Here is a 19,927-nt window from a genome sequence, read left to right as displayed (position 1 = left end):
TATTATTGTCCTCCAAGGGAGCGGGAAATCCCGTCCAGAAGTCCGGACAGCCATGGCGGCATGTAGATGCCCAGTACAAAAGATAGAAAGCCGAAAAGGGCAAGGGGGGCAATGGACCACAGCGGTTCTTTTTCAGCACATGGGGCGTCTTCCTTTTTCCCAGGTGCCACCTGAGGCGGGTCCAGCGGCGGAGAAAATATCATGGGCAGCACCTTGGCGGTGAAGGCTGCAAAGATAATGCCCAGGGCCAGCAGGTAAGCCCCGGCCACAAAAAAATGTCCGCTGTCAAGCATGGCACCAAGGATGGTCAGCTCACTTAAAAAAGTCCCGAAGGGGGGCATGCCCACAATGGCCAGGCCACCGGCAAGCCACAGCATGGCAGTCAGGGGTCGGGTGTAGATAAGACCCTTTACATCAACAATGGTTTTTGTCTGATGGGCGCTCATGATATTGCCGGCCGTCATGAAGAGCATGCCCTTTATAAGGGAGTGGTTAACGGCATGGAACAGACTGCCGGTGATGCCCATGCCGCCGATGCCAAGACCAAGGGCAATGATGCCCATGTGCTCCACACTAGAGTAGGCCAGCATGCGCTTGAAATCTTTCTGGCCGATGATGAACACAGCTGCAAAGGCAAGGGAGACAAGGCCCAGAAGAACAAAGAGCATGCGACTGGTGTCTCCGAGGCCTGCGGCGATCATCACCGTATGAATTCTTAAAAGCACCAAGAAGGCACAGTTTAAAAGCGCGCCAGATAATAGGGCCGATATGGAAGAGGGGGCCTCGCTGTGGGCATCTGGCAGCCAGTTGTGCATGGGGGCCAGCCCCATTTTGGTGCCATATCCCACAAGGCACAGAACAAAAGCCGCCTTCATCCAGGCAGGATTGAGTTCCGGGGCATGGTGCAATAAATCGTCCAGGGCCATGAGGGGGCCCGCCCCATTAATATGGGTTCCGGCCACAACAATAAAGAAATTGCCCAGCATGGCAAGGGCGATACCCACGGAACAGATCAGAATATATTTCCACACGGCCTCAAGGCTTCTGTGATGGCGGTGGTAATAGATCAGGGGGGCACTGGACAGGGTGGTGGCTTCTATGGCCACCCACATCAGCCCCAGGTGTCGGCTCACCGTCACAAGGGTCATGGTGGCAAGGAAAAAGAGCATGCAGCCCACAAACACCGCATTGTGGCTGTTTTTAAAGAAAAAGTGCTCCTCCATGTCCTTTATGGGGCTCTCCCCTTCTGCTTTCAGGTATCCGAAGGTGTAAATGGCGGCTCCGGAAAACAGCAGGCTGGTAACGCACAGAAACAGAAAGCCTGCATCGTCAAGCCCCATCCATTTTGAGGGCAGTGCCAGTTCCCGGTGAAAGGCCAGAAAAACCACCATGGCGGAATGACAAAAGGCGCTGATCACCAGCAGATAGCGGCACAGGCTGCTGCTGCGGGATAAAAGACAAAACAGGCCAAGACTTGCCGGAAGGAGTAGAAGTGCCCAGATCATCACAGGTCCCTCAGAAGACTCAGGCGGTCCGTATCAATGTGATTAAATTCCCGGCTGATGTGAAAAATGGCAACCCCCATGATCAGAACGGCCACAAACACATCCAGCAGCACACTCAATTCCACGATGAACGGTTCATGGATGGCCATGGCCACGCCAAAGGTGTAAATCCCGTTTTCCATGACCATATATCCCAACACCTGGGTGATGGCTTTTTTACGTGCAATGATCATGAACAGTCCGGAAAGCAGGGTAAACAGGGACACCGGCAGAAAAAGATCCTCCACCAGGGTGTGGGAAAGGGAAAGGGGGCGGGAAATCAGTACACTGACACCCAGCAGCACCGCCCCGATGATCAGAGATGCGGTATACCCCACAAAGGGATCAAGTTCCCTGGCGACGATGTTTTTCTGAACCACCCGGGTGAGCATCCAGGGCAGTACGGCGGCCTTTAAAAAAACATTCACCGCCAGCATGAAATAAAGATGCACAGACATGTGACCCTGATGGGTCATCCATGCCACCCCCGAAAGTATCACCGCCTGGATGATCAGAATGTGAATGCAGGGCGTTAAGCGGCTTGAGCTGATGAGTCGGAAGTTAAGCAGGATCAGCAGAATTACCAGAAAATTAAAGATGGTGTTCATTTTTTTACCTTATGATCAGAATCAAGCTGATAAGAGACAAGATGGCGGCACCCACCAGAAGCTGGGGAATCCGGATCAGTTTCAGGCGGGCCATGATGGATTCCATCAGCCCCACCAACACGGTTACGCCTGCCAGTGCCAGAAACCCGGCCCCCATGGAGCCCCAGGCATTGACAATTTCCTGGGGGACGATCAGGCTGGCGGTAAGTGAGGCATAGGCCCATAGTTTCAGGGCAGATCCATATTCGATGAGGGCAAGGTCCGGTCCACTGTGGTCTAAAATCATCACCTCATGGACCATGGTCAGCTCCAGATGGGTGGTGGGATCATCAAAGGGGATTCTTGCGTTTTCAGCCAGAAGAACAATAAAGATGGCACAGGCCAGCACCGGCCGGGTTCCGGCCTGGAGGGAAGTGAACATGGTGTTCATGGATGTTTCGCCGCTCAGAGCACTCAATGCGCAGAGTCCCAGGAGCAGGGCCGGTTCTGCCAGCAATGAAAATTGAACTTCCCGGCTGGCCCCCATACCCTCAAAGGGTGAACCCGTGTCCAGGGCCGCAAGCACCGTAAAAAATCTGGAAACACCGAACAGATACACCAGAAGGATATAATCCCCGGAAAAGGCCAGCATTCCCGGTGTGTTTCCCAAAGGGACCAGCATGACCCCGATGATGCCAACGGCGGCAGTGACAAGGGGAGATGCCTGGAATATCCATGTGGTGGTCCGGCTGTACACGGTCCCTTTCTGCACAAGCTTTGCAAGATCATAATACATCTGCAGAACGGGTTTTCCCTTTCTTCCGGCAAAAAAGGCTTTAACCTTATTAATTATACCCGGAATCATGGGCGATAAAATAAATGCAGCAATCACGTGAAAAAAAATGGTGAACTTCATCACATCCCCTTTCTTAAATCCACAGCATCCAGAACAATAATGCCAGAAGTGTTACAACAATATAGAGGACATAAAGCTGGTTGTATCCCCGCTGCAGCCAGTGCAGGCTCAATGCCACGGTTTCAACCATGGAAAACAGCGGACGGTATACATGGTACATGAAAATATCCTTTGAGCGGGACTCATAGGAAAAGGCCCTGGGAAAAAAGCTTTTCTCCGTCTTGAGATCTTTTTCCGGATAAAGCGTTGTATCAAACATCGATACGATGGGATCGGCAAAGGAGGAGGCCGTGTACTGAATTCTTGGGCTGGATGCCACATATCCGCAGTCCCAGGTGCTGCTTCTTTCCACAATTTTATCCTGCATCCACCTGCGTTTCAAAAAGCCCAGCACAAAAATCAGCAAAATAAGCCCCACACCCACCCGACTGATCATGGTAAGGCAGACAAGAGCCGGTGCAAGGCTAGCCTCTCCCAAGGGGTGACCGGCAACGATGGTGTCAAACACAGGTCCCAGAAAATCAATGATCTGGGGACTGAAAACACCGATACATCCGCAAAGGGCCGCCAGTATCACCATGGCTGTTGTCATGAATACACCGGACTCTTTTGCCTGGGCGGCTTCCCGGGTCCGGGGTTCGCCTGTGAAGACAATGCCGGCGGCTTTGGTGAAACAGGCAAGTGCCAGTCCGCCGATGAGGGCCAGGGCAATAATCACGGTTACTGCGGCCAGAACGCTGAAGGTACCTTTGCTGCCGTAAAGGGAGGAAAAAGAGCCGAAATAAATCAGGAATTCACTGATAAATCCGTTTAATGGAGGCAGGGCACAGATGGCACCAGCGGCAATCACAAAGGTGGTGCCCGTTATGGGCATCCTTTTCATGAGGCCCCCCATTTTTTCCATGTCAAGGGTGTGGGTGGCATGCCGCACGGCGCCGGCACCGAAAAACAGCAGACTTTTGAACAGGGCATGGTTCATGATATGCAGCATTCCTCCGGCGATGCCCAGAAGCCCGATAACCGGATGGTGGGTGGCAAATCCCAGAAATCCCAGGCCCAGGCCAATGGCGATGATGCCCATGTTTTCCACACTGGAGTAGGCCAGAAGCCGTTTTAAATCCTGCTGGGACAAGGCACTGAGCACACCGAAGATACCGGTGAGGGCACCTATGATGATCAGGCTCCACCCCCAGGAGGCCTGGAAGGGGCCGGTGAGGATGGACATGCGAAGAATGCCGTAGATGCCGGTCTTGATCATGGCGGCACTCATCACGGCAGATACATGGGAGGGTGCCGCCGGGTGGGCGTCGGGCAGCCAGACATGAAAAGGCAGAAAACCTGCTTTGGTGCCGAACCCGATGAGGGCCAGGACAAAGACAACTGTGGGCATGGGACCAGAGGGATGGATGACATTGAAATCATAGCAGTGGTTGTCTCCCAGCATCATGAACATCACCATCAAAAAGGCGGTTCCCAGATGGGTGGCCACAAGATAGGTCCATCCGGCGGACAGTACTCCGGGGCGATGGGATTCAAAGATTACCAGGAAAAAAGAAGAGAGGGACATGATTTCCCATGCCACCAGAAACAGCACCCCATTCCATGCGGTGATGACCAGCAGCATGCTGGCAGACAGCAACAGAAACATGGACCAGGAAATCCCCAGGTGTTTTTTCCCGGTATAGGGTTTGAGGTAGTCCCTGCCATAGAGGGCGGCAAGTCCACATACAATGGCGATGACCATGGCAAAGTACCCGGACAGGGGGTCCATTTTTATATGCACCGCGCCCAGCTGATAGTTCCATGGCGATATGAGATCAAATCCCCCGGTGCGGATGGCATCAAAGCCTGCTGCCAGTGCCAGTCCGGCACCGGTAACGGCAAATGCGGGTCCTGCGGTATTGGCTGCATTGCCCCTGCCGGTGAAGGGCAAAAGAAGTGCTCCTGTCAGTAAAACCATCATGGAGGCTGTAAAAAGAACCATTATCTCTCCCTGCCTTTGTTTTGAATATGATGCTCGATATTCAAGCTTTTAACTGGCCGGGTTGTCGATAACGGGGTCAGGCTTGTGTTATCATCGAGTGATAAAATTTCACCTAAAAGTTGCATTCAAATATTCCACGCGCGGCGAATATACGCCCGTGGGAAATGGACGTCAAGGCAATTATGGAATTAAGGGTGCCATGGGGCGGGATTTAATAGATCTGATTCCGGCCGTTTTGTTTTGCTCTGTATAGGTTCTGGTCTGCCATTTCCAGAAGTACTTCGGGAGTGAATTCAGTGGGGGACGTTGAAATTTCGGATGTTTTGGCGGGAAAAGTCAAGGCATTGTGCAGGGGGAATTCAACGGTGGCAATGCCGATGCTCACCGAAATATGGGGAAATACAGTGGAATCAATGTGGGGGATTTTTTCGTTCAGCACGGCCTTTCTTGCCATTTCTCCCACCTGACGGGAGGCCAGGCGGTCTGTTTCCGGAAGAATCAGCGCAAATTCTTCGCCCCCGTACCGGGCCACCATATCGGCGGGGCGTTTTAAAATACTCACAAGGGCCGACGCAATGCGGTATAATGCTCGGTCTCCCATGGCATGGCCATAATGATCATTGTATTGTTTGAAAAAGTCCACATCCACCATGCCAAGGGACAGGGGGGTGCCGTTTCGTTTGGCCCTGGAGAATTCATTTTGCAGGACCTCATCAAAGCGGCGGCGATTGGGGATTTCCGTCAGGGCATCCAGGTAGGCCAGCTTATCGAGCAGTTTATGCTGATGGACAAAGCGGATGTAATTGTGGATGCGCATTTTAACAATGGGGGGAGAAAAGGGTTTGGTAATATAATCTATGGCACCGAGTTTCAGACCGTGCTCCTCATCTTCCACCGAGTTCAGGGCTGTGATGAAAATAACGGGGATATCTTTGGTCTTGTCGTTTTCCTTGAGGTGTTTAATGACATCGTACCCTCCCATTTCAGGCATGATAACGTCCATTAATATCAGGTCCGGACGAGGGTCCACAAGGGCATAACTGAGGGCCTGTTTTCCGTTTTTGGCCAGTACCAGCGTATATTCATCCTTTAGAAGATCCGCCAGGACTTTAAGATTCATTTTCTCATCATCCACGATGAGCAGGCGTGCTCTTTCTTTATTTATCATGTGAAGTTCCATGGGTATTTGCCATTCCTGTCAGTAATGCCATCCTTTCGGCAGCCCGTTCAAATTCAATGTCATCCATAAGGTCTGCAATGACGGTCAAATCCTCTTCACAGCCCGATTGGATAAGAATTTTTTTCACATCAGGTAAAAGATCCATGGCTGTAAATTCGCCTTTTGTCAGAAGGTTCGTGAATTCCTGAAGAACTTTAGTTTGTTTTTCATTAAGTACTGTCAGTTGGCGGGGGAATCTTGCCATGGGCACCCCCGGGAGGGGATTGTGGTCAAGGCAATGCTTTGTCTTTATTTTTGGCAGATGCTCCAGAGTGTTGAGCAGTTGGTTTATTTCATCAATAAATTTTTGTACCAGGGGATTGATGTTGGGCTTGTCCAGGGCTGTTGAACCAAGAATTGATTCCATGGGGAGCTTATCTGGTATGGCTTTGAGACGATTTTCCAGATCTTCGGCGCTTTTATAAAGTCCATCGGCCGCCATGTAACCGGATATGCCTTTAATGGTGTGGGCACATACCTTTATTTTTTCTGTGTCGTTTTGCGCCAGCAGCTCCTGCAGATATGCCGGGTGATTTTGATATGTTTCCTTAAAATCATGCAGGAGCGTTAGAAGAAGTTCCGGTTTATGGTTCAGCCGGGACAATGCCCTGACCTGGTCGATTCCCTTCAGGGCGGGCAGTACCGGTGTTGGGGAGGGATTTAAATCCTGGCTGGGTGCGGGATTGCCAAGAACCTTTTTCGTCATGGTCGACGGGGTGCTTTCACAGGTTTTCCCGGAAATATTTTTTCCCTGTTTTCCTGGGATGAACTGTTGCAGAACTTCGTAGAGTCTGGCGGGATTCACCGGTTTGTTCAGGTGCCCGTTCATGCCTGCCCTAAGGCTTTTTTCCTGATCCCCTGCCATGGCATGGGCCGTCATGGCAATGATAGGAAGATGGGGTCGCTTTTTTTCATTGCGGATAATGCGGGTGGTTTCCAGACCGTCCAGCACCGGCATCTGAATGTCCATGAGAATGAGATCAAAGGTTTTCTTATCAATAATGTCAAGGCAGGCCTGGCCATTGTCCGCGATGTCCACCACCATGCCGACATCTTCAAGAAATGCCCGTGCCACCTCCTGGTTGATGGCATTGTCTTCCACAAGGAGAATATTAGCCCCCCGGATATTTTCCATGGCGGTCGACAGGGGGACGTCTGTGCGGGCTCCTGGTCCCAGCGGGTCTACGGGGGAGGCTGGGGCAAGCCCCATGCTTTCCTGGAGGGTGTTGTACATAACCGATGTATACACCGGTTTTAAGAGAAAGGCTTTTATGCCTGTTTCTGTGGCAGCCATTTGTACCTCTTCCCTGGCCTTGGCCGTTACCATGAGCATGGTCGGGGTTCTGTCAAGGCCTTCATGGGACTTAATGCGCCGGGCAGTTTCTATACCGTCCATTCCCGGCATGATCCAGTCCAGAAGCACCACATCATAGCAAGGGGGGTGCTCAAGGCTGTTTTCAAGCAGATCAATGGCGGTTTGTCCATCCGGGGCACTGTCCACTTCCATGCCAAAGGATTTCAGCATGGATACCAACAATTCCCGGGCGGTCCTGTTATCATCCACCACCAGTGCATGCTTTCCATGGAAGGATCTGAGCTCCTGATCAGGGCTGGGGGCAGGGGGAGGAAGCGAACAGGCCAGTTTTGCAGTGAAAATAAAGGTGGAACCCTCATTGGGGGCGCTTTCTACCCATATGTTTCCCCCCATCATTCGGGTCAGCTGGCTGCAGATGGAAAGGCCAAGTCCTGTGCCTCCATATTTCCGGGTGATGGAATCGTCTGCCTGGTTGAAGGCCTCAAACAAAGAGGTGATCTGGTCGGCATGCAGCCCCACTCCACTGTCCTTGACAGAGAATTTTAACATTGCCTGCCGGCTGTCGGGGATATCATGACAGGATGTTTTGTTGCCCTGGGTTGTGTTTTTAAAGTCAGATTTATGTTTTTTTCCCGGCATGACTTCCGCAGGGCAATAATTAACATCAGAAGGGTCATGGAGGCTGACGGCAATAACGATTTCTCCTTTTTCCGTAAACTTGATGGCATTACCGGCCAGATTCAATAAAATCTGCCCCAGTCTTAAGGGGTCCCCCCTTAGCTTTGAGGGAACCTTTTGATCCACCTGGAACAAAAATTCCAGTCCCTTGTCTTCTGCCATGAATCCAATGGTGTTAACCACATTGGCCAGGACATCTTCCAGTCGAAAATCTATGCATTCCAGGGTGAGTTTGCCAGCATCAATTTTAGAGAAATCAAGAATATCGTTGATTAGGGTCAGAAGGGTTCTGGCGGAACTTTGAATTCTATCAAGAAAATTTCTCTGGAGATCGTTCAGGGGGGTCTTTTCCATGAGATGGGCCATGCCGATGATGCCGTTCATGGGGGTTCTTATCTCATGGCTCATGCGTGCCAGAAAATCGCCTTTGGATGCATTGGCGGCTTCTGCATCTTCCATGGCCAGAATCAGTTCCTGTTTCATCTGTTTCTGGCTGCTCATGTCCATGGCCGTGAACAGATACCCCCGCATGATGCCCCGGGCATTGTAAAAAGCGGTGATGGACAGATTTACGGGAAGCAGGGTTCCGTTTTTGCAGACATAAGTCCATTCATGGGCCTGGAAAACATGCTGTTTGACATGCTGGGCAAAGATATCAATGGCATTGGGTTCCATGGGCATGACACCGGTCAGCACATGGGCGTATTGTCTTAATTCTTCTTTTACATGGAGGATGGAAATATTTTGTTTGTCCACCATTTCTTCCCTGGAAAAACCCAACAGATAACCCGCCCCGCTATTGAACAGGGTGATTTTGCCTTCAAGGTCCGTGGATATTATGGACAGCTGGGTGGCGGCGTTTAGCACCGCCCGGCGCTGGGCATTGGCAGCCTCCAGATGACGCAGGGTCCGGTCGGTTTTTTCAAACTGTTTTACCACCAGCCTTGCCGTTATGGCGGCAGCCTCCCTGGCAACTTTGATTTCCTGGCGCAGCATTTTGTTTTCGGCCTTAAGCTCTGCGCTGGTTTTTTCCATTTCCGAGTCCATGCAGTACATGTGTGTCAGGCAAATCCTTTTTATGTGTTAATCAGATTTTGGGGTTGGGCATAACCTTGGACCGATGTTATTATCATATCAGCCGTTTTGAATCAGTGACAGGGACAGGGTCGCGGCATGTTCAATGGCGGATTCTCTGGCCGGAGTTTCCAAGCCCACCAGAAAAATTTTCCGGGGTAACGGAGTGTCACATACATCGGGCAGCACCTCCAGAACATAGGGGATACCGGTATTGTGGTCGTAATGAAGTTCTGGGCATGCAGTTTTTATCTGCGTTTTGTTCAGAACCACCACCCCTCCGGGGGTGGTAAAGCCGGAGACCGTGTCCACAAATACCACGGTTCCCGCATTTTCAAGAAAACAAAGCAGGTTCAGCCCGGATATGCCGCCTTCTATCAGTTCGGTGTGGGTTGGCATTGTTTGCGCTGCCAACAGGTCATACACCAGTACGCCTGCCCGGTCGTTTTCAATGAGGCGGTTTCCAATGCAGATGATTCTATTTTTCATGGGTTTCAACGATGGCATGGTCAAACTCAATGTGATGAACACGTTCCTGAAAATTAAAAAGACCACCCGGTATTGAATTTTTTTTCCGTACCGTTTTTCTGAAGGGTGTGCACGGCACACACCATGCAGGGATCAAAGGAGCGGACCACGTGGCCTGCCTCCACGGGGTTCTCAAGGTCTTTTAAGGTCAAGCCCCTTAAGGCTTCCTCCCAGGGGCCACGATTCATGCCAGCATCCCGGGGGGAACCGTTCCAGGCCGTGGGAGTGATGATCTGGTAATGGCTGATCTTTTTATTTTTTATGCTTACCCAGTGTCCTAATGCTCCCCGGGCTGCCTGGATCATGCCTACCCCCTGGCCATCTGGTATGCGTTTCACAGAGGTGTAAAAAGGTTCTGTCCGGTGGGTCAGAAGTTCGTTCAGCCAAGTTCCCATGGCCGGGAGCAGTCTGGAGGCCCGGGTGATCCGAGCCAGCTGACGCACCAGGGCACTGGCCCCTTTGTGCTGTATCATATCCTGAAATAGTGGTATCCCATCCATGATGGTCTCCGCCAGGGGGCCGGTTTCTGTGGGCAGGCCATCATAGCGGGGTGCCTTGACCCAGGAGTATTTATTGCCGGTGGTCCCCGATGCATAGGGCTTGGTTTCAGCGTCAAAGGGATGGGTAATGCAATTTTTTTGATCAAACCAGGCCGCTGAAATATCTTCAGTTATCTTGGTGGAATCCATGTCCTGGCAGACGATGCCCTTTGCAAATCCCGCTGCTGTGAGGCACTGGCCCTGTTTTCCCCCCGGGTATAAGGTGCAGTTATGATTTAACGGGGTGACACTGGTGTGTCGTGGAAATGGAAAATTGCCAAAGGAAATATAATTGTCCGTTCCCTTTCCAAAGGTGTCAAGCCCGGCTTTAAAGGCAAAGCGCAGAAAAAATCCAACTTCGCTGTTCTGGTGTGATGGATCTTCATCCAGCCATACGTAAAGATCCTTCAGCGTGGTCACCGTCTGCCATCGTTCAATGGTACACCCCAGAATTCGGGATTCATACCAGCTTCTGAATTGATCAATTATGACCCGGCATTGCATGAGCTTGGGGGTATCGGGAATGGAGGTAACGCCCCCCGGAACCATGAACGATGTGTGGGGCCACTGGCCACCGATTATGGCAATGACTTCTATAAGATGTTTGGTTTTTCTGATGACATCCAGCACGCTGCTACCCTTTAACATCTGATAGCGGTCCACGGCCTCTTTAAAAAGATGATGGTGCCGGTAGGTCTGGGGGGTTGTAAAGTCTGCCATGTACATGAGAATGGTCTGTCTCATATCACTCTGGATGGTTTCCGCCATCAAGGCAATATTGCGAAGACGGATGGCATTGTCCGGTGGGGTGACTCCCACAATGATGTCCAGAGCATTCACCGCTGCAGACAGGTGGGTCAGGCTGCAGATGCCGCAGATGCGGGGGGTGATGACAAGGCCGTCAAGGGGGCCTCTTCCCACCATCATGTTTTCAAATCCCCGGAACATGGTACCAGAACTCCAGACGTCTTCAATGCGGTGATCGTTGACATCCACCCGGAGTTCAAGATCTCCTTCCACCCGGTTCACGGGGATGTTAAGAGCTTTAATAATTTGGGGCATATTGCTTTTATCCTCAGACCTTGGATGTTCGTTTTTTCAGGCGATCTGGTGCCGCCTCGGCAGCCATTCCCTTGTAGACCATATAATGTGCCCGGTTAACCCCCCGGGGAAGTTCCAAGGGAATCCCCTCTATGTTGGGGGTGTGAAAAAACGGGATGGACCTGGGGAAATCCGGATCCGTGCATCCAAAGCAGGGAACCCCGGCCCGGGGTTTAGATGAATGCCGATTCCAGAGCAGCTTGTTGCAGGGGCCGGGAACCAGAGGGCCGGCGCAGCCCATGTGAAAAAAAAGGCACCCCATTTCACCAAAATCTGACTCTTCAATGCGATATTCATGGTATTCATTTCGCGTACATCCCTGGTGAACCATGGTGTTGTACCATTCCTGGGGCCGTTGGAATTCGTCCAGTTCCAGGGGGGTATCACCGGCCAGGGCCATGAGGGTACCAGCGATGACGTCGTGGTGACAGGGGCAGCCTGCAAGATTGATTACCGGCAGCCCTGATTTTGCGACGAAGTCTGCACCCAGTGCACCGCCTTTGTCTCTTTTTTGAAACTGAAGGCCCGTGGCCTCAATGGCATGGTCCACACCAAATCCGCCAAAGGCGGCGCAGGTGCCCACGGCCACTACCACCTGGGCCTGGTGGGCAAGGGTATGAAACAGTTCTTTCTTGGCCCTGCCGTTGATGGTGTCAAACATGCCGGTCCCGGCTGGTCCGCAGATGATGGACCCCTCCACCATGAGAATATCGAGGGAGGTGTCGCCGGATATGATTTTTTCCAGCATTTTTTCATGGGATGTATGGGACATGGAGGACAAAGATGGGTGCCACAATAAATCAAGGTTAAGGGTGCTATAAAGTGCCGTGATATCTAAAAAATCACTGCTTAAAAGCGAATAAGTGTCTCCGCCGCATCCGCCCCCTTGAAGCCAGTATACTGTTTTCACTGATAACCTCCACTTTTTATAAAATGGGCCCCGCCCCGGACATGTTTTTCTATAGCATGTCGCATCATCCAAGTCACGGATTAAAACCGCGTAATCCAATAACCGTGGTGCCTGCAAGGGCGGACATCCATCATGGAACGTCTGAATGCATGAGTGCCGGGGTGGGATTGCCCATCACTGATTCGCGACTTCTGTTGACCTTTTTCGATGCATCATTTTTTTCATGCTGTCAATTTCTGCTCCAGTTATATCCAACAGATTGTTTTCGATAACCGTATCTAAAAAGAAATCAACAAGGACAGGGTCAAAGCGGGTGCCTGCGTTTTTTACGATTTCTAAAACAGCTTTTTCATGGGACAATCGTTCCCGGTAATTTCTGTGTGAAGTCATGGCAACAAGGGCATTGATGATGGCAAAAATTTTTGCCTCTAATGGCATTTCATCCGTGTTACCTTCTTTTTGATGTCTACTTCCATCATACCATTCTTGATTATGACGCAGTATCTTTTTTTCATCCGTAAAGAGTTCCAGCTGGTTGAGCATTTCAACCTGCAGATGCGGAAGCTGCTCAATGTTCCTTTTCTCTTCTTTTGTCAGTGCATCTTTTTTCAGCAAAAGTTCATCCCCAAGCATTATTTTGGAACAATTGCTCAGGGACGCAGCATTCTGAATGGAATGGATAAAAGTTTCGGGAAGGTCAATTTTTTTACAGAGCAATGAGATATATATTTTAATTCGCTGGGTTTCATTTTCCAGCTCCTGGCCACAGGTTTCCCGGGTAAGTAATTCCAGAGAATTGATCATCATCTTTTTTGTTTTTGTCAAAATATTGGAGAGCTCTTCCTTGAGGAATGTAAATCCTTTTCCCGTATGAATCGGGTCAAAATGCTGTGCTGATTGGTTTTCTTTGTTAAAAATACGCAGGCAGTTTCTGCCATCCATCTTTGCCCGGTACAAGGCCTTGTCTGCAAAGCCCAACAGCTCTTCAGCACTTTTGGGTTTGCAGTCAATAAAAGTTGCAATGCCAAGGCTTATCGTAACAATAAAAGATTGATTGTCATAGGTATAGCGATGATTCCTGCATTTCCGAAGAAGGGTTTCCCCCATCAGACGGGCCGCTTTGATGTTTGTTTGGGGCAATAAAATGAAAAATTCTTCCCCGCCGTATCGAAAGGCAAAATCGGATTTCCGTTTGTTCTGCATGATGATTAAGGCTAGTTCTTTTAACACAAAATCCCCGCAGGCATAGCCGAATTGATTGTTAACCTCTTTAAAATAATCCAGATCAAAGAAAATACAGGATAATTCAGTCCCATACCGCCATGCCCGACAGAATTCCTGCTCCATCACTTCATGTAGATGCCGTCGATTACTGAGCCCGGTTAATACATCACGGGTGGACATGTCAGCCATTTTTTTCAGGGCAAGTGTAAGATCGTTTTTTAAACGAAATTTTTCTAAAGCACCTTTGATGGTACCGATGAGGATGTCTTTGTCCAGATCTGAGTTTGACAGATAGTCGTATGCTCCGCTGCGTAACACCTTGGCGGCAACTTCCTCACGCCCTCTGTCTGTAATGCAGACCACAGGCGTAGGAATCTGCCGATTATTGATCTCTTTTATAAGATCCAGAGCTGTCCCCTCCGGAAGATAGAAAGCGAGCAGTATGACATCAAAGACCTGCTCTTGAAGTTGCTGAAATGCCTCTGCAATGCTCTTTCCCCAGAATATCTCCGCGTGGGTGTTACCTTTTAACATGAGTTCTACGGTCTTATAGTTATCCGCATTATCGTCGACATAAAGAATTCGGATTTTATTGTCGAAATCCATGATGTAGGTGTGCTCATCATGTTTTTTTGTTTTATAATTGTCAATGGCCTGAATTTTTTTTACCGTATCTGACAGGCGTTGTGCGGATTCTTTGATTCTTGGAGTAAATTTTTTTACGGATTCAGGATCAAAATTATCCATCTCAAGCAGTTCAATATTTCCCAGCATTATCATCAGTGGTTGATTCAATTCATGGGCCGTGGCACCTGCCATTTGAAGGATAATTTTTAAACGCTCTTTTTCTATCTGCGTGTTCTGCTGGTAAATAATTTTTTCTTTCTGAATCTCAATAAGTTTTCTTTGATGATACAGGTTGATGAAAACCGTTACCTTACTTTTCAGTATGATTGAATCAACGGGTTTAAACAAAAGATCAACCGCACCGTATTCATAGCCTTTGAAAATGGTTTGTCTATTCTCATCTGCCGCTGTGATGAAAATGATGGGTACTTGTTTTGTGTCGGCATTTCCCCTGATTAATTCGGCAGTCTCAAAACCGTCCATGCCCGGCATCTGAATATCAAGTAAAATCACTGCAACCTCATGTTCCAGTAATTTTGACAGTGCCTGCTCTCCGGAGAGAGCCTTGATAATCTCCACATTCAGGCCGTTCAGGATTGATTCAAAGGCAAACAGATTTGCGCTTTTATCATCAACAATGAGAATTTTGGCTGAGAGTGTTTCTTTTGGAAAAATTGTGTCCATTAATCAATGCCTTTTTCTTTCCTTTCCAAAAACAGGGCAGTTATTTCGTGTCACCCTTGTACATCAGTTTGTCCATTTCCTTTAGAAGCGTATGGATGTCAACAGGTTTTGATACATACCCATCTATCCCGGCCTGAAAGCATTTTATCAGATCTGTTTCATGTGTCATTGCGCTTACTGCGATGATTGGAATATGCTTACTCTCTCTGGCGGTTTTGAGGTTTCTTATGAGCTCATATCCGTCCATTGTCGGCATCATGATATCCATAAGAATTATATCCACACTGGATGCAGCCTTAATCATTTGGAGTGCCTTTAAACCGCTGGTTGATTTTTCAACATGGATTTTGTAGTCTTCCAGAATTTTAGCCATGCCATACAGGTTTCTCATATCATCATCCACAAGGAGAACTCGGGTTCCGGCAAATCGTTCTGAAAAATTTTTTGAAATTTTTACTAAACTCTGTTTTCTGGATGTAGGTGGCTCTGTTTCCTGATTTTCCGGCATATCAACGGTTTCAGGAATGTACAGGGTGAATCGTGAACCGTTTTGGGGTTTGCTTTTTATCACAAGATTTCCTTGTAAAAGATCTGCCAGTTTTCTGCTGATGGAAAGGCCAAGGCCGCTGCCCTCATATTCTCGGGAGGTACTGCCGTCAATCTGTCGAAATGCTTGAAAGATGAAATCCTGATCTTCTTCAGCAATACCGATACCCGTATCAATAACAGATATGGCAATATATTTTTTTGAATTAATCCAGGGCATCTTTTCCAGATCCGCTTTTACGTTTGGGCGGTGGATCATCACTTTTATGCTGCCATTGGGTGTAAATTTTAACGCATTTGAAACAAGATTGCGAATGATTTGTCCTAATTTCTGATGGTCGGTTGTAATCTGTTGGGGAAGTGACTGGTCCATTGAGACGTTGAATGCAAGTCCTTTTTTAGCGGCAAGCTCCCCATAGGCAATATCTAAGTTCCGTGCCCATTCCTGCAGTTGGATTTTACTGAATGAAACAGTCATTTTACCGGCATCCAATTTTGAAAAACTCAGTATTTCGTTGATGAGTTCAAGAAGTTCTTTTCCACTTTTGTAGATGATTTTTGCATATTTAACCATTTGAGGGGGCAAAGCGTTTTCCTGATTTTCATACATGCCTTCGGAAAGAAGTATGATGCTGTTCAACGGGCTTCTCAGTTCATGGGACATGTTGGCCAGGAATTGGCTTTTGAACATGCTTTCTTGTTTCAAGGCCTGGGTTTTTATTTTTAACAATGCTTCAGAAGCTTTGATTTTCTCATTGCGAACGATCAGCTCCAGATTTTTCTGTTCCGTCTTTCTGCGGGCGGTTATATCCCGAAGGGATGCAAGATAGAGGCTATGGTTATTCATTTTAACCCAGGTGGCACTTAATTCAACCGTCTTTGTAATGCGCCCTTGTCGTATTAATTCGATTTCCACAGGTTTCTTTTCTGAAACAGAGAAAGCAAACTGTGAGCCAATCAGTTTTTCAGACGAAGCACCAAGCAATTGCTCTGCGGCTGGATTGGCAAACCGGATCACACCGTTTTTGTCCATCAGAAGAATACCATCCGTATGTTTTTCAATAAGAAGAGCGGTTTTGTCCTGACTTTCCTTGAGTTCTTTTTTTATTTTCATCCGTTCAATGGCATATCGAATGGATCGCCTCAATAAATTGCCGTCGATTTGCCCTTTAACCAAATAATCCTGGGCACCTTCGCGGAGTGAATCCAGTGCAATTTTTTCATCAGATAATCCGCTTAAAATGATCACTGGGATATGATTAACTATTTTTTGCAGCGCTCTGAAGGTGTCAAGGCCATTGCTGTCCGGCAGGTGCAAGTCCAGAAGGATGATATCAACCGTCTGTTTATCCAAAAATTTCATACCGTCTGACAATGTTTTTACTGCGGTAAGGTCAATGGCGGCAAATCCATCACTTTTGAATGTTTCTTTTAATAAAACGACATCGTCAGGATCATCCTCGAACAATAAAATTTTCAAGATATCTTGTCGGGAAGGATGTCTGTTTTGAGCCGGTTTGATGTCCTTATCACCTTTCTGAATGTCAGAGGGATAAAGGCCCAGACTGGATATAACCTGATTTGCATCAGAGAAATCACCGATAATCCGGATAGCCGGAGTAGGTGATATCATTATCAGAGTTGGTGATGCCACTATTCTTTGCTCCTCGGCAAGCCTGGAATTTTCAGTGACATCAATAATATTTAGTTCATAATTGTTATGCAGCTTGGATTTGCAAATTCTCTTAAAATTGTTGATTGCCCGTGTTGCATTGGAAGATTGTCCGGCAATGAACATTAAAAATTTGTATTGAATCATCAAAAACGCCTTTGTCCGGTTTGTTTTTTTTAAAAAATGCCTGTTGCAAAATGCAATTGGAACTCCATGATTAAATGGAAAAGAAACGGGACTTGGTTACAACTTCGGTCACCTTGGTGTGGGTTCAGACTTGCGTTAATTCATGAGTCCATCATGACCAACCTCAGATGATCAAAAGGAGATGTCCTTATCATTTTAATGTCATTATTTAAGCGGAAAGGATCGGGTAAATAGATGAGATTAAAGTTTAAGAAATTATCACTCACCAAATTTAAACAAAATATGAGAGAGATGCGTTTGTTGCAGGAGTGGCTCCCTTATGTTGCGACTTACTTTTAAAACTAAATCGTGTAAATATACTTGTTAAAAGGGAAATAATCAATAAGTTTCATTTGAAATTCGATGATCAAGTTTTTTTATATTGATATATAATGGGGAGGCTCAGGCTTTTGTTATGGGCATTATCGGTGGCGTATTGGGTTCGCTCCGGCTTTGGTCGATAGCTCCAATAACACAAGCTTGACGTAGTTCTCATAACATAGGTAGACAAAATTTGAATATCGAGTGAAAGCAGATTAATGCTGCAGGGAAGGAGGCGTCATAGGGGGGACGCACCGCCTTGTGGGAGCGGCGGTGCGGTTGTTAGGGAAGTTTACAGCAAGGTCAACGAGCGATCCACCTCCCAGGGGGTCACATGGCGCATGAATTCACCCCATTGGGCTTTTTTTAGTTTGATGTATTCCCCGGCGATGGGGCCTAATCCGTTCTGTATCACCTCATCGGCTTCCAGGGCCTCCACAGCTTCCATAAGGTTCTGGGGCAGTAGGATCATTCCAAGATCCCTTCGTTCCTGGATGGACAGATTCCATATGTTTTTACCCATGATGGCATCTCCAGGGTCAATTTCATTTTTAATACCGTCCAGACCGGCGGCAATGTTCACCGCCAGCAGCAGATAGGGGTTGACCATGCCCGAAGGAGATCTGTCCTCCATGCGGTTACTGGCCGGACACCGGTACAGCTGGGTTCGGTTGTTATCGCCATAGGATGCAAAGGATGGGGTCCAGGTGTATCCCGATGCCGAAGAATAGACAAATTCACCGCTCTGGATACGGCGGTAGCAGTTGATGTTGGGGGACGCAATGGCAGTGATGGCCCGGACGTGCTTTAAGAGCCCCCCGATGTAGTGAACGGCGGTCTTTGAGATGCCAAGACCCTTCCAGTCTTTTTCTCCCGGTTTAAGAGGAAAGCGGTTTTCCCCGGTGATGGCATCGGCAATGTGGAAATGCAGGTGGGCCCCCGAGCCACTAAGGTTCTCAAAGGGTTTGGCCATGAAGGTGGCAGTGGCCCCATATTTCTGTGCCACCTGACCTGCCATCATGCGGAAATGTACCAGCCGGTCCGATGTATGAACAGCATTGGTCCAATCAAAGTTGACTTCATACTGACCATTGGCGTCTTCATGGTCACTCTGGTATACCCCGAACCCCATTTCATTGCCATATCGCATGAGATCCTGCAGGTATTCCATGCTCTGGGACATGCCCCTGAAATCGTAGCAGGGCTTGGTCTGGTTATCAATGGCCAGAGGGTCCCAGGGTTTTATTTTGCCGTCCGCTTCCCTGGTGACCAGAAAATGTTCGGGCTCAAACCCACCGTTAAGGGAATATCCTTGTGCCGCCATTTCCTGTAGCATGCGTTTCAGGTTGTTTCTGGGGCAATAGGGCCAGGGCTTTCCATCCACATAGAGATCACTGCTGGCCATGGCCACGTTGGGCTGCCAGGGCAGTTTTACAAAGGTGTCCAGATCTGTTCTTGCCATGAGATCATGGTCTTCGGGTCCCATGCCCATGCCCCACACGGCGGCCCCTGCAAATCCTGCACCCTTTTCCACAATGTCGTCAAAGGCGTTCAGGGGAACCTGCTTTACCCGGGGAGCCCCGTGGATGTCCACAAACTGGGCCAGGAGAAATTCTATGTTCTGTTCCTTTAAGGATTCAAGTACCATTTCTTTTTTGTCGATGTCGTATGTCGGATCTTTTTTGCACATTGCTATGGCGGTCATGGTGGATTCCTTTGTTTCTATTTAAAGGTATTGGGTACTGGGTACTGGGTTTTGGGTGCTGGGTGTTTACAGCGACTGCTTTTTCATGATTCGTTGTGCCTGGTGGCTACAGCCATGTCGGTTTTACATAAAATTCCGTCCAACGTGCTGCAATGATGAAAGATTCAATTATAGTTGTGGCAGGTGTTTATTGCCATGTATGTTTTTTATATGAAACGCCGTACAACAGACTGTAATCGTAGGGGTTTCATTTTTCGTTGTGGCTGGTATTTACAGCCATATGGGTTTATATGAAAAGGCAGCCTCCAAGGCAACCTCAGCAGAGGCCCCCCCCGATGGGCAATAGGAACCGGACAATTGAGCTGTCTACAGTTCCGGTCCGGGCCCATTGCCCGTCGGGAGGGTGGCGGCATAATGCCATTTGGCTCCGCGTCTACGACCCATTATTAGTTGTGGGCTTGGTCCCAACATGGCCCACCAATTGTGACGGGTGCCCCAGGTTGTGACCAAACTCTTAGTTGTGTCCGTCAGGGCATGGCTGTTTATCTGAAATTTCCATCGCGTTAC

Annotated in this window: 12 protein-coding genes; all 12 read right to left on the bottom strand. The window is 48.6% G+C overall.

Annotation, left to right across the window (positions count from 1 at the left end; translation table 11 throughout):
* Positions 1-2 precede the first annotated feature (2 nt).
* The 12 genes from ACYQ2M_RS06465 to glnT all read right to left on the bottom strand — a co-directional run bounded on the left by ACYQ2M_RS06465 (position 3) and on the right by glnT (position 19,360).
* Positions 3-1,505, bottom strand: coding sequence for a proton-conducting transporter transmembrane domain-containing protein (locus ACYQ2M_RS06465; RefSeq protein WP_459915509.1), 1,503 nt, complete (start codon positions 1,503-1,505; stop codon positions 3-5).
* Positions 1,505-2,152 carry an NADH-quinone oxidoreductase subunit K gene (locus ACYQ2M_RS06460; protein ID WP_459915508.1) on the bottom strand — a complete coding sequence of 216 codons (648 nt, stop codon included), beginning with the start codon at positions 2,150-2,152 and terminating at the stop codon, positions 1,505-1,507. The genes ACYQ2M_RS06465 and ACYQ2M_RS06460 overlap by 1 nt, the downstream gene beginning before the upstream one ends.
* A 4-nt stretch (positions 2,153-2,156) precedes the next feature.
* A complete protein-coding gene (locus ACYQ2M_RS06455; RefSeq protein ID WP_459915507.1) occupies positions 2,157-3,047 on the bottom strand; it encodes a respiratory chain complex I subunit 1 family protein in 891 nt (296 codons plus the stop codon).
* 13 nt (positions 3,048-3,060) lie between these two features.
* Complete coding sequence (locus ACYQ2M_RS06450) at positions 3,061-5,031, bottom strand: proton-conducting transporter transmembrane domain-containing protein (protein ID WP_459915506.1); 1,971 nt, start codon at positions 5,029-5,031, stop codon at positions 3,061-3,063.
* Positions 5,032-5,242: 211 nt separating this feature from the next.
* Positions 5,243-6,199, bottom strand: a complete 957-nt coding sequence (locus ACYQ2M_RS06445; RefSeq protein WP_459915505.1) for a GGDEF domain-containing response regulator — start codon at positions 6,197-6,199, stop codon at positions 5,243-5,245.
* Positions 6,189-9,278 carry a PAS domain-containing hybrid sensor histidine kinase/response regulator gene (locus tag ACYQ2M_RS06440; protein ID WP_459915504.1) on the bottom strand — a complete coding sequence of 1,030 codons (3,090 nt, stop codon included), beginning with the start codon at positions 9,276-9,278 and terminating at the stop codon, positions 6,189-6,191. The genes ACYQ2M_RS06445 and ACYQ2M_RS06440 overlap by 11 nt, the downstream gene beginning before the upstream one ends.
* Positions 9,279-9,377: 99 nt before the next feature.
* A complete protein-coding gene (locus ACYQ2M_RS06435; RefSeq protein ID WP_459915503.1) occupies positions 9,378-9,824 on the bottom strand; it encodes a hydrogenase maturation protease in 447 nt (148 codons plus the stop codon).
* Positions 9,825-9,859: 35 nt separating this feature from the next.
* Entirely contained in the window at positions 9,860-11,446 is a 1,587-nt protein-coding gene (locus tag ACYQ2M_RS06430; protein ID WP_459915502.1) for a nickel-dependent hydrogenase large subunit, read from the bottom strand.
* A 13-nt stretch (positions 11,447-11,459) separates the two neighbouring features.
* Positions 11,460-12,395, bottom strand: coding sequence for an NADH-quinone oxidoreductase subunit B family protein (locus tag ACYQ2M_RS06425; protein WP_459915501.1), 936 nt, complete (start codon positions 12,393-12,395; stop codon positions 11,460-11,462).
* Between the two features lie 174 nt (positions 12,396-12,569).
* The gene (locus tag ACYQ2M_RS06420; RefSeq protein WP_459915500.1) at positions 12,570-14,930 is read right to left on the bottom strand and encodes an HD domain-containing protein; all 2,361 of its coding nucleotides are present in this window, start codon (positions 14,928-14,930) and stop codon (positions 12,570-12,572) included.
* 40 nt (positions 14,931-14,970) lie between these two features.
* Positions 14,971-17,295: a response regulator gene (locus ACYQ2M_RS06415; protein ID WP_459915499.1), complete on the bottom strand. Its 2,325-nt coding sequence runs from the start codon at positions 17,293-17,295 to the stop codon at positions 14,971-14,973.
* A 652-nt stretch (positions 17,296-17,947) separates the two neighbouring features.
* On the bottom strand, positions 17,948-19,360 hold the full coding sequence (gene glnT, locus ACYQ2M_RS06410) for a type III glutamate--ammonia ligase (RefSeq protein ID WP_459915498.1): 1,413 nt from the start codon (positions 19,358-19,360) through the stop codon (positions 17,948-17,950).
* Positions 19,361-19,927 lie beyond the last annotated feature (567 nt).

It is taken from the genome of Desulfocicer niacini (assembly GCF_054657595.1).
This window is presented reverse-complemented; position numbering and strand designations above follow the sequence as displayed.

What these genes read in the sequence shown, in the direction of transcription:
- ACYQ2M_RS06430 (WP_459915502.1), bottom strand. Translation starts at nt 11,446, where the DNA reads ATGCCCCAAATTATTAAAGCTCTTAACATCCCCGTGAACCGGGTGGAA.
- ACYQ2M_RS06450 (WP_459915506.1), bottom strand. Translation starts at nt 5,031, where the DNA reads ATGGTTCTTTTTACAGCCTCCATGATGGTTTTACTGACAGGAGCACTT.
- ACYQ2M_RS06435 (WP_459915503.1), bottom strand. Translation starts at nt 9,824, where the DNA reads ATGCCATCGTTGAAACCCATGAAAAATAGAATCATCTGCATTGGAAAC.
- ACYQ2M_RS06440 (WP_459915504.1), bottom strand. Translation starts at nt 9,278, where the DNA reads ATGGAAAAAACCAGCGCAGAGCTTAAGGCCGAAAACAAAATGCTGCGC.
- glnT (WP_459915498.1), bottom strand. Translation starts at nt 19,360, where the DNA reads ATGACCGCCATAGCAATGTGCAAAAAAGATCCGACATACGACATCGAC.
- ACYQ2M_RS06465 (WP_459915509.1), bottom strand. Translation starts at nt 1,505, where the DNA reads ATGATCTGGGCACTTCTACTCCTTCCGGCAAGTCTTGGCCTGTTTTGT.
- ACYQ2M_RS06415 (WP_459915499.1), bottom strand. Translation starts at nt 17,295, where the DNA reads ATGATTCAATACAAATTTTTAATGTTCATTGCCGGACAATCTTCCAAT.
- ACYQ2M_RS06420 (WP_459915500.1), bottom strand. Translation starts at nt 14,930, where the DNA reads ATGGACACAATTTTTCCAAAAGAAACACTCTCAGCCAAAATTCTCATT.
- ACYQ2M_RS06455 (WP_459915507.1), bottom strand. Translation starts at nt 3,047, where the DNA reads ATGAAGTTCACCATTTTTTTTCACGTGATTGCTGCATTTATTTTATCG.
- ACYQ2M_RS06445 (WP_459915505.1), bottom strand. Translation starts at nt 6,199, where the DNA reads ATGATAAATAAAGAAAGAGCACGCCTGCTCATCGTGGATGATGAGAAA.
- ACYQ2M_RS06460 (WP_459915508.1), bottom strand. Translation starts at nt 2,152, where the DNA reads ATGAACACCATCTTTAATTTTCTGGTAATTCTGCTGATCCTGCTTAAC.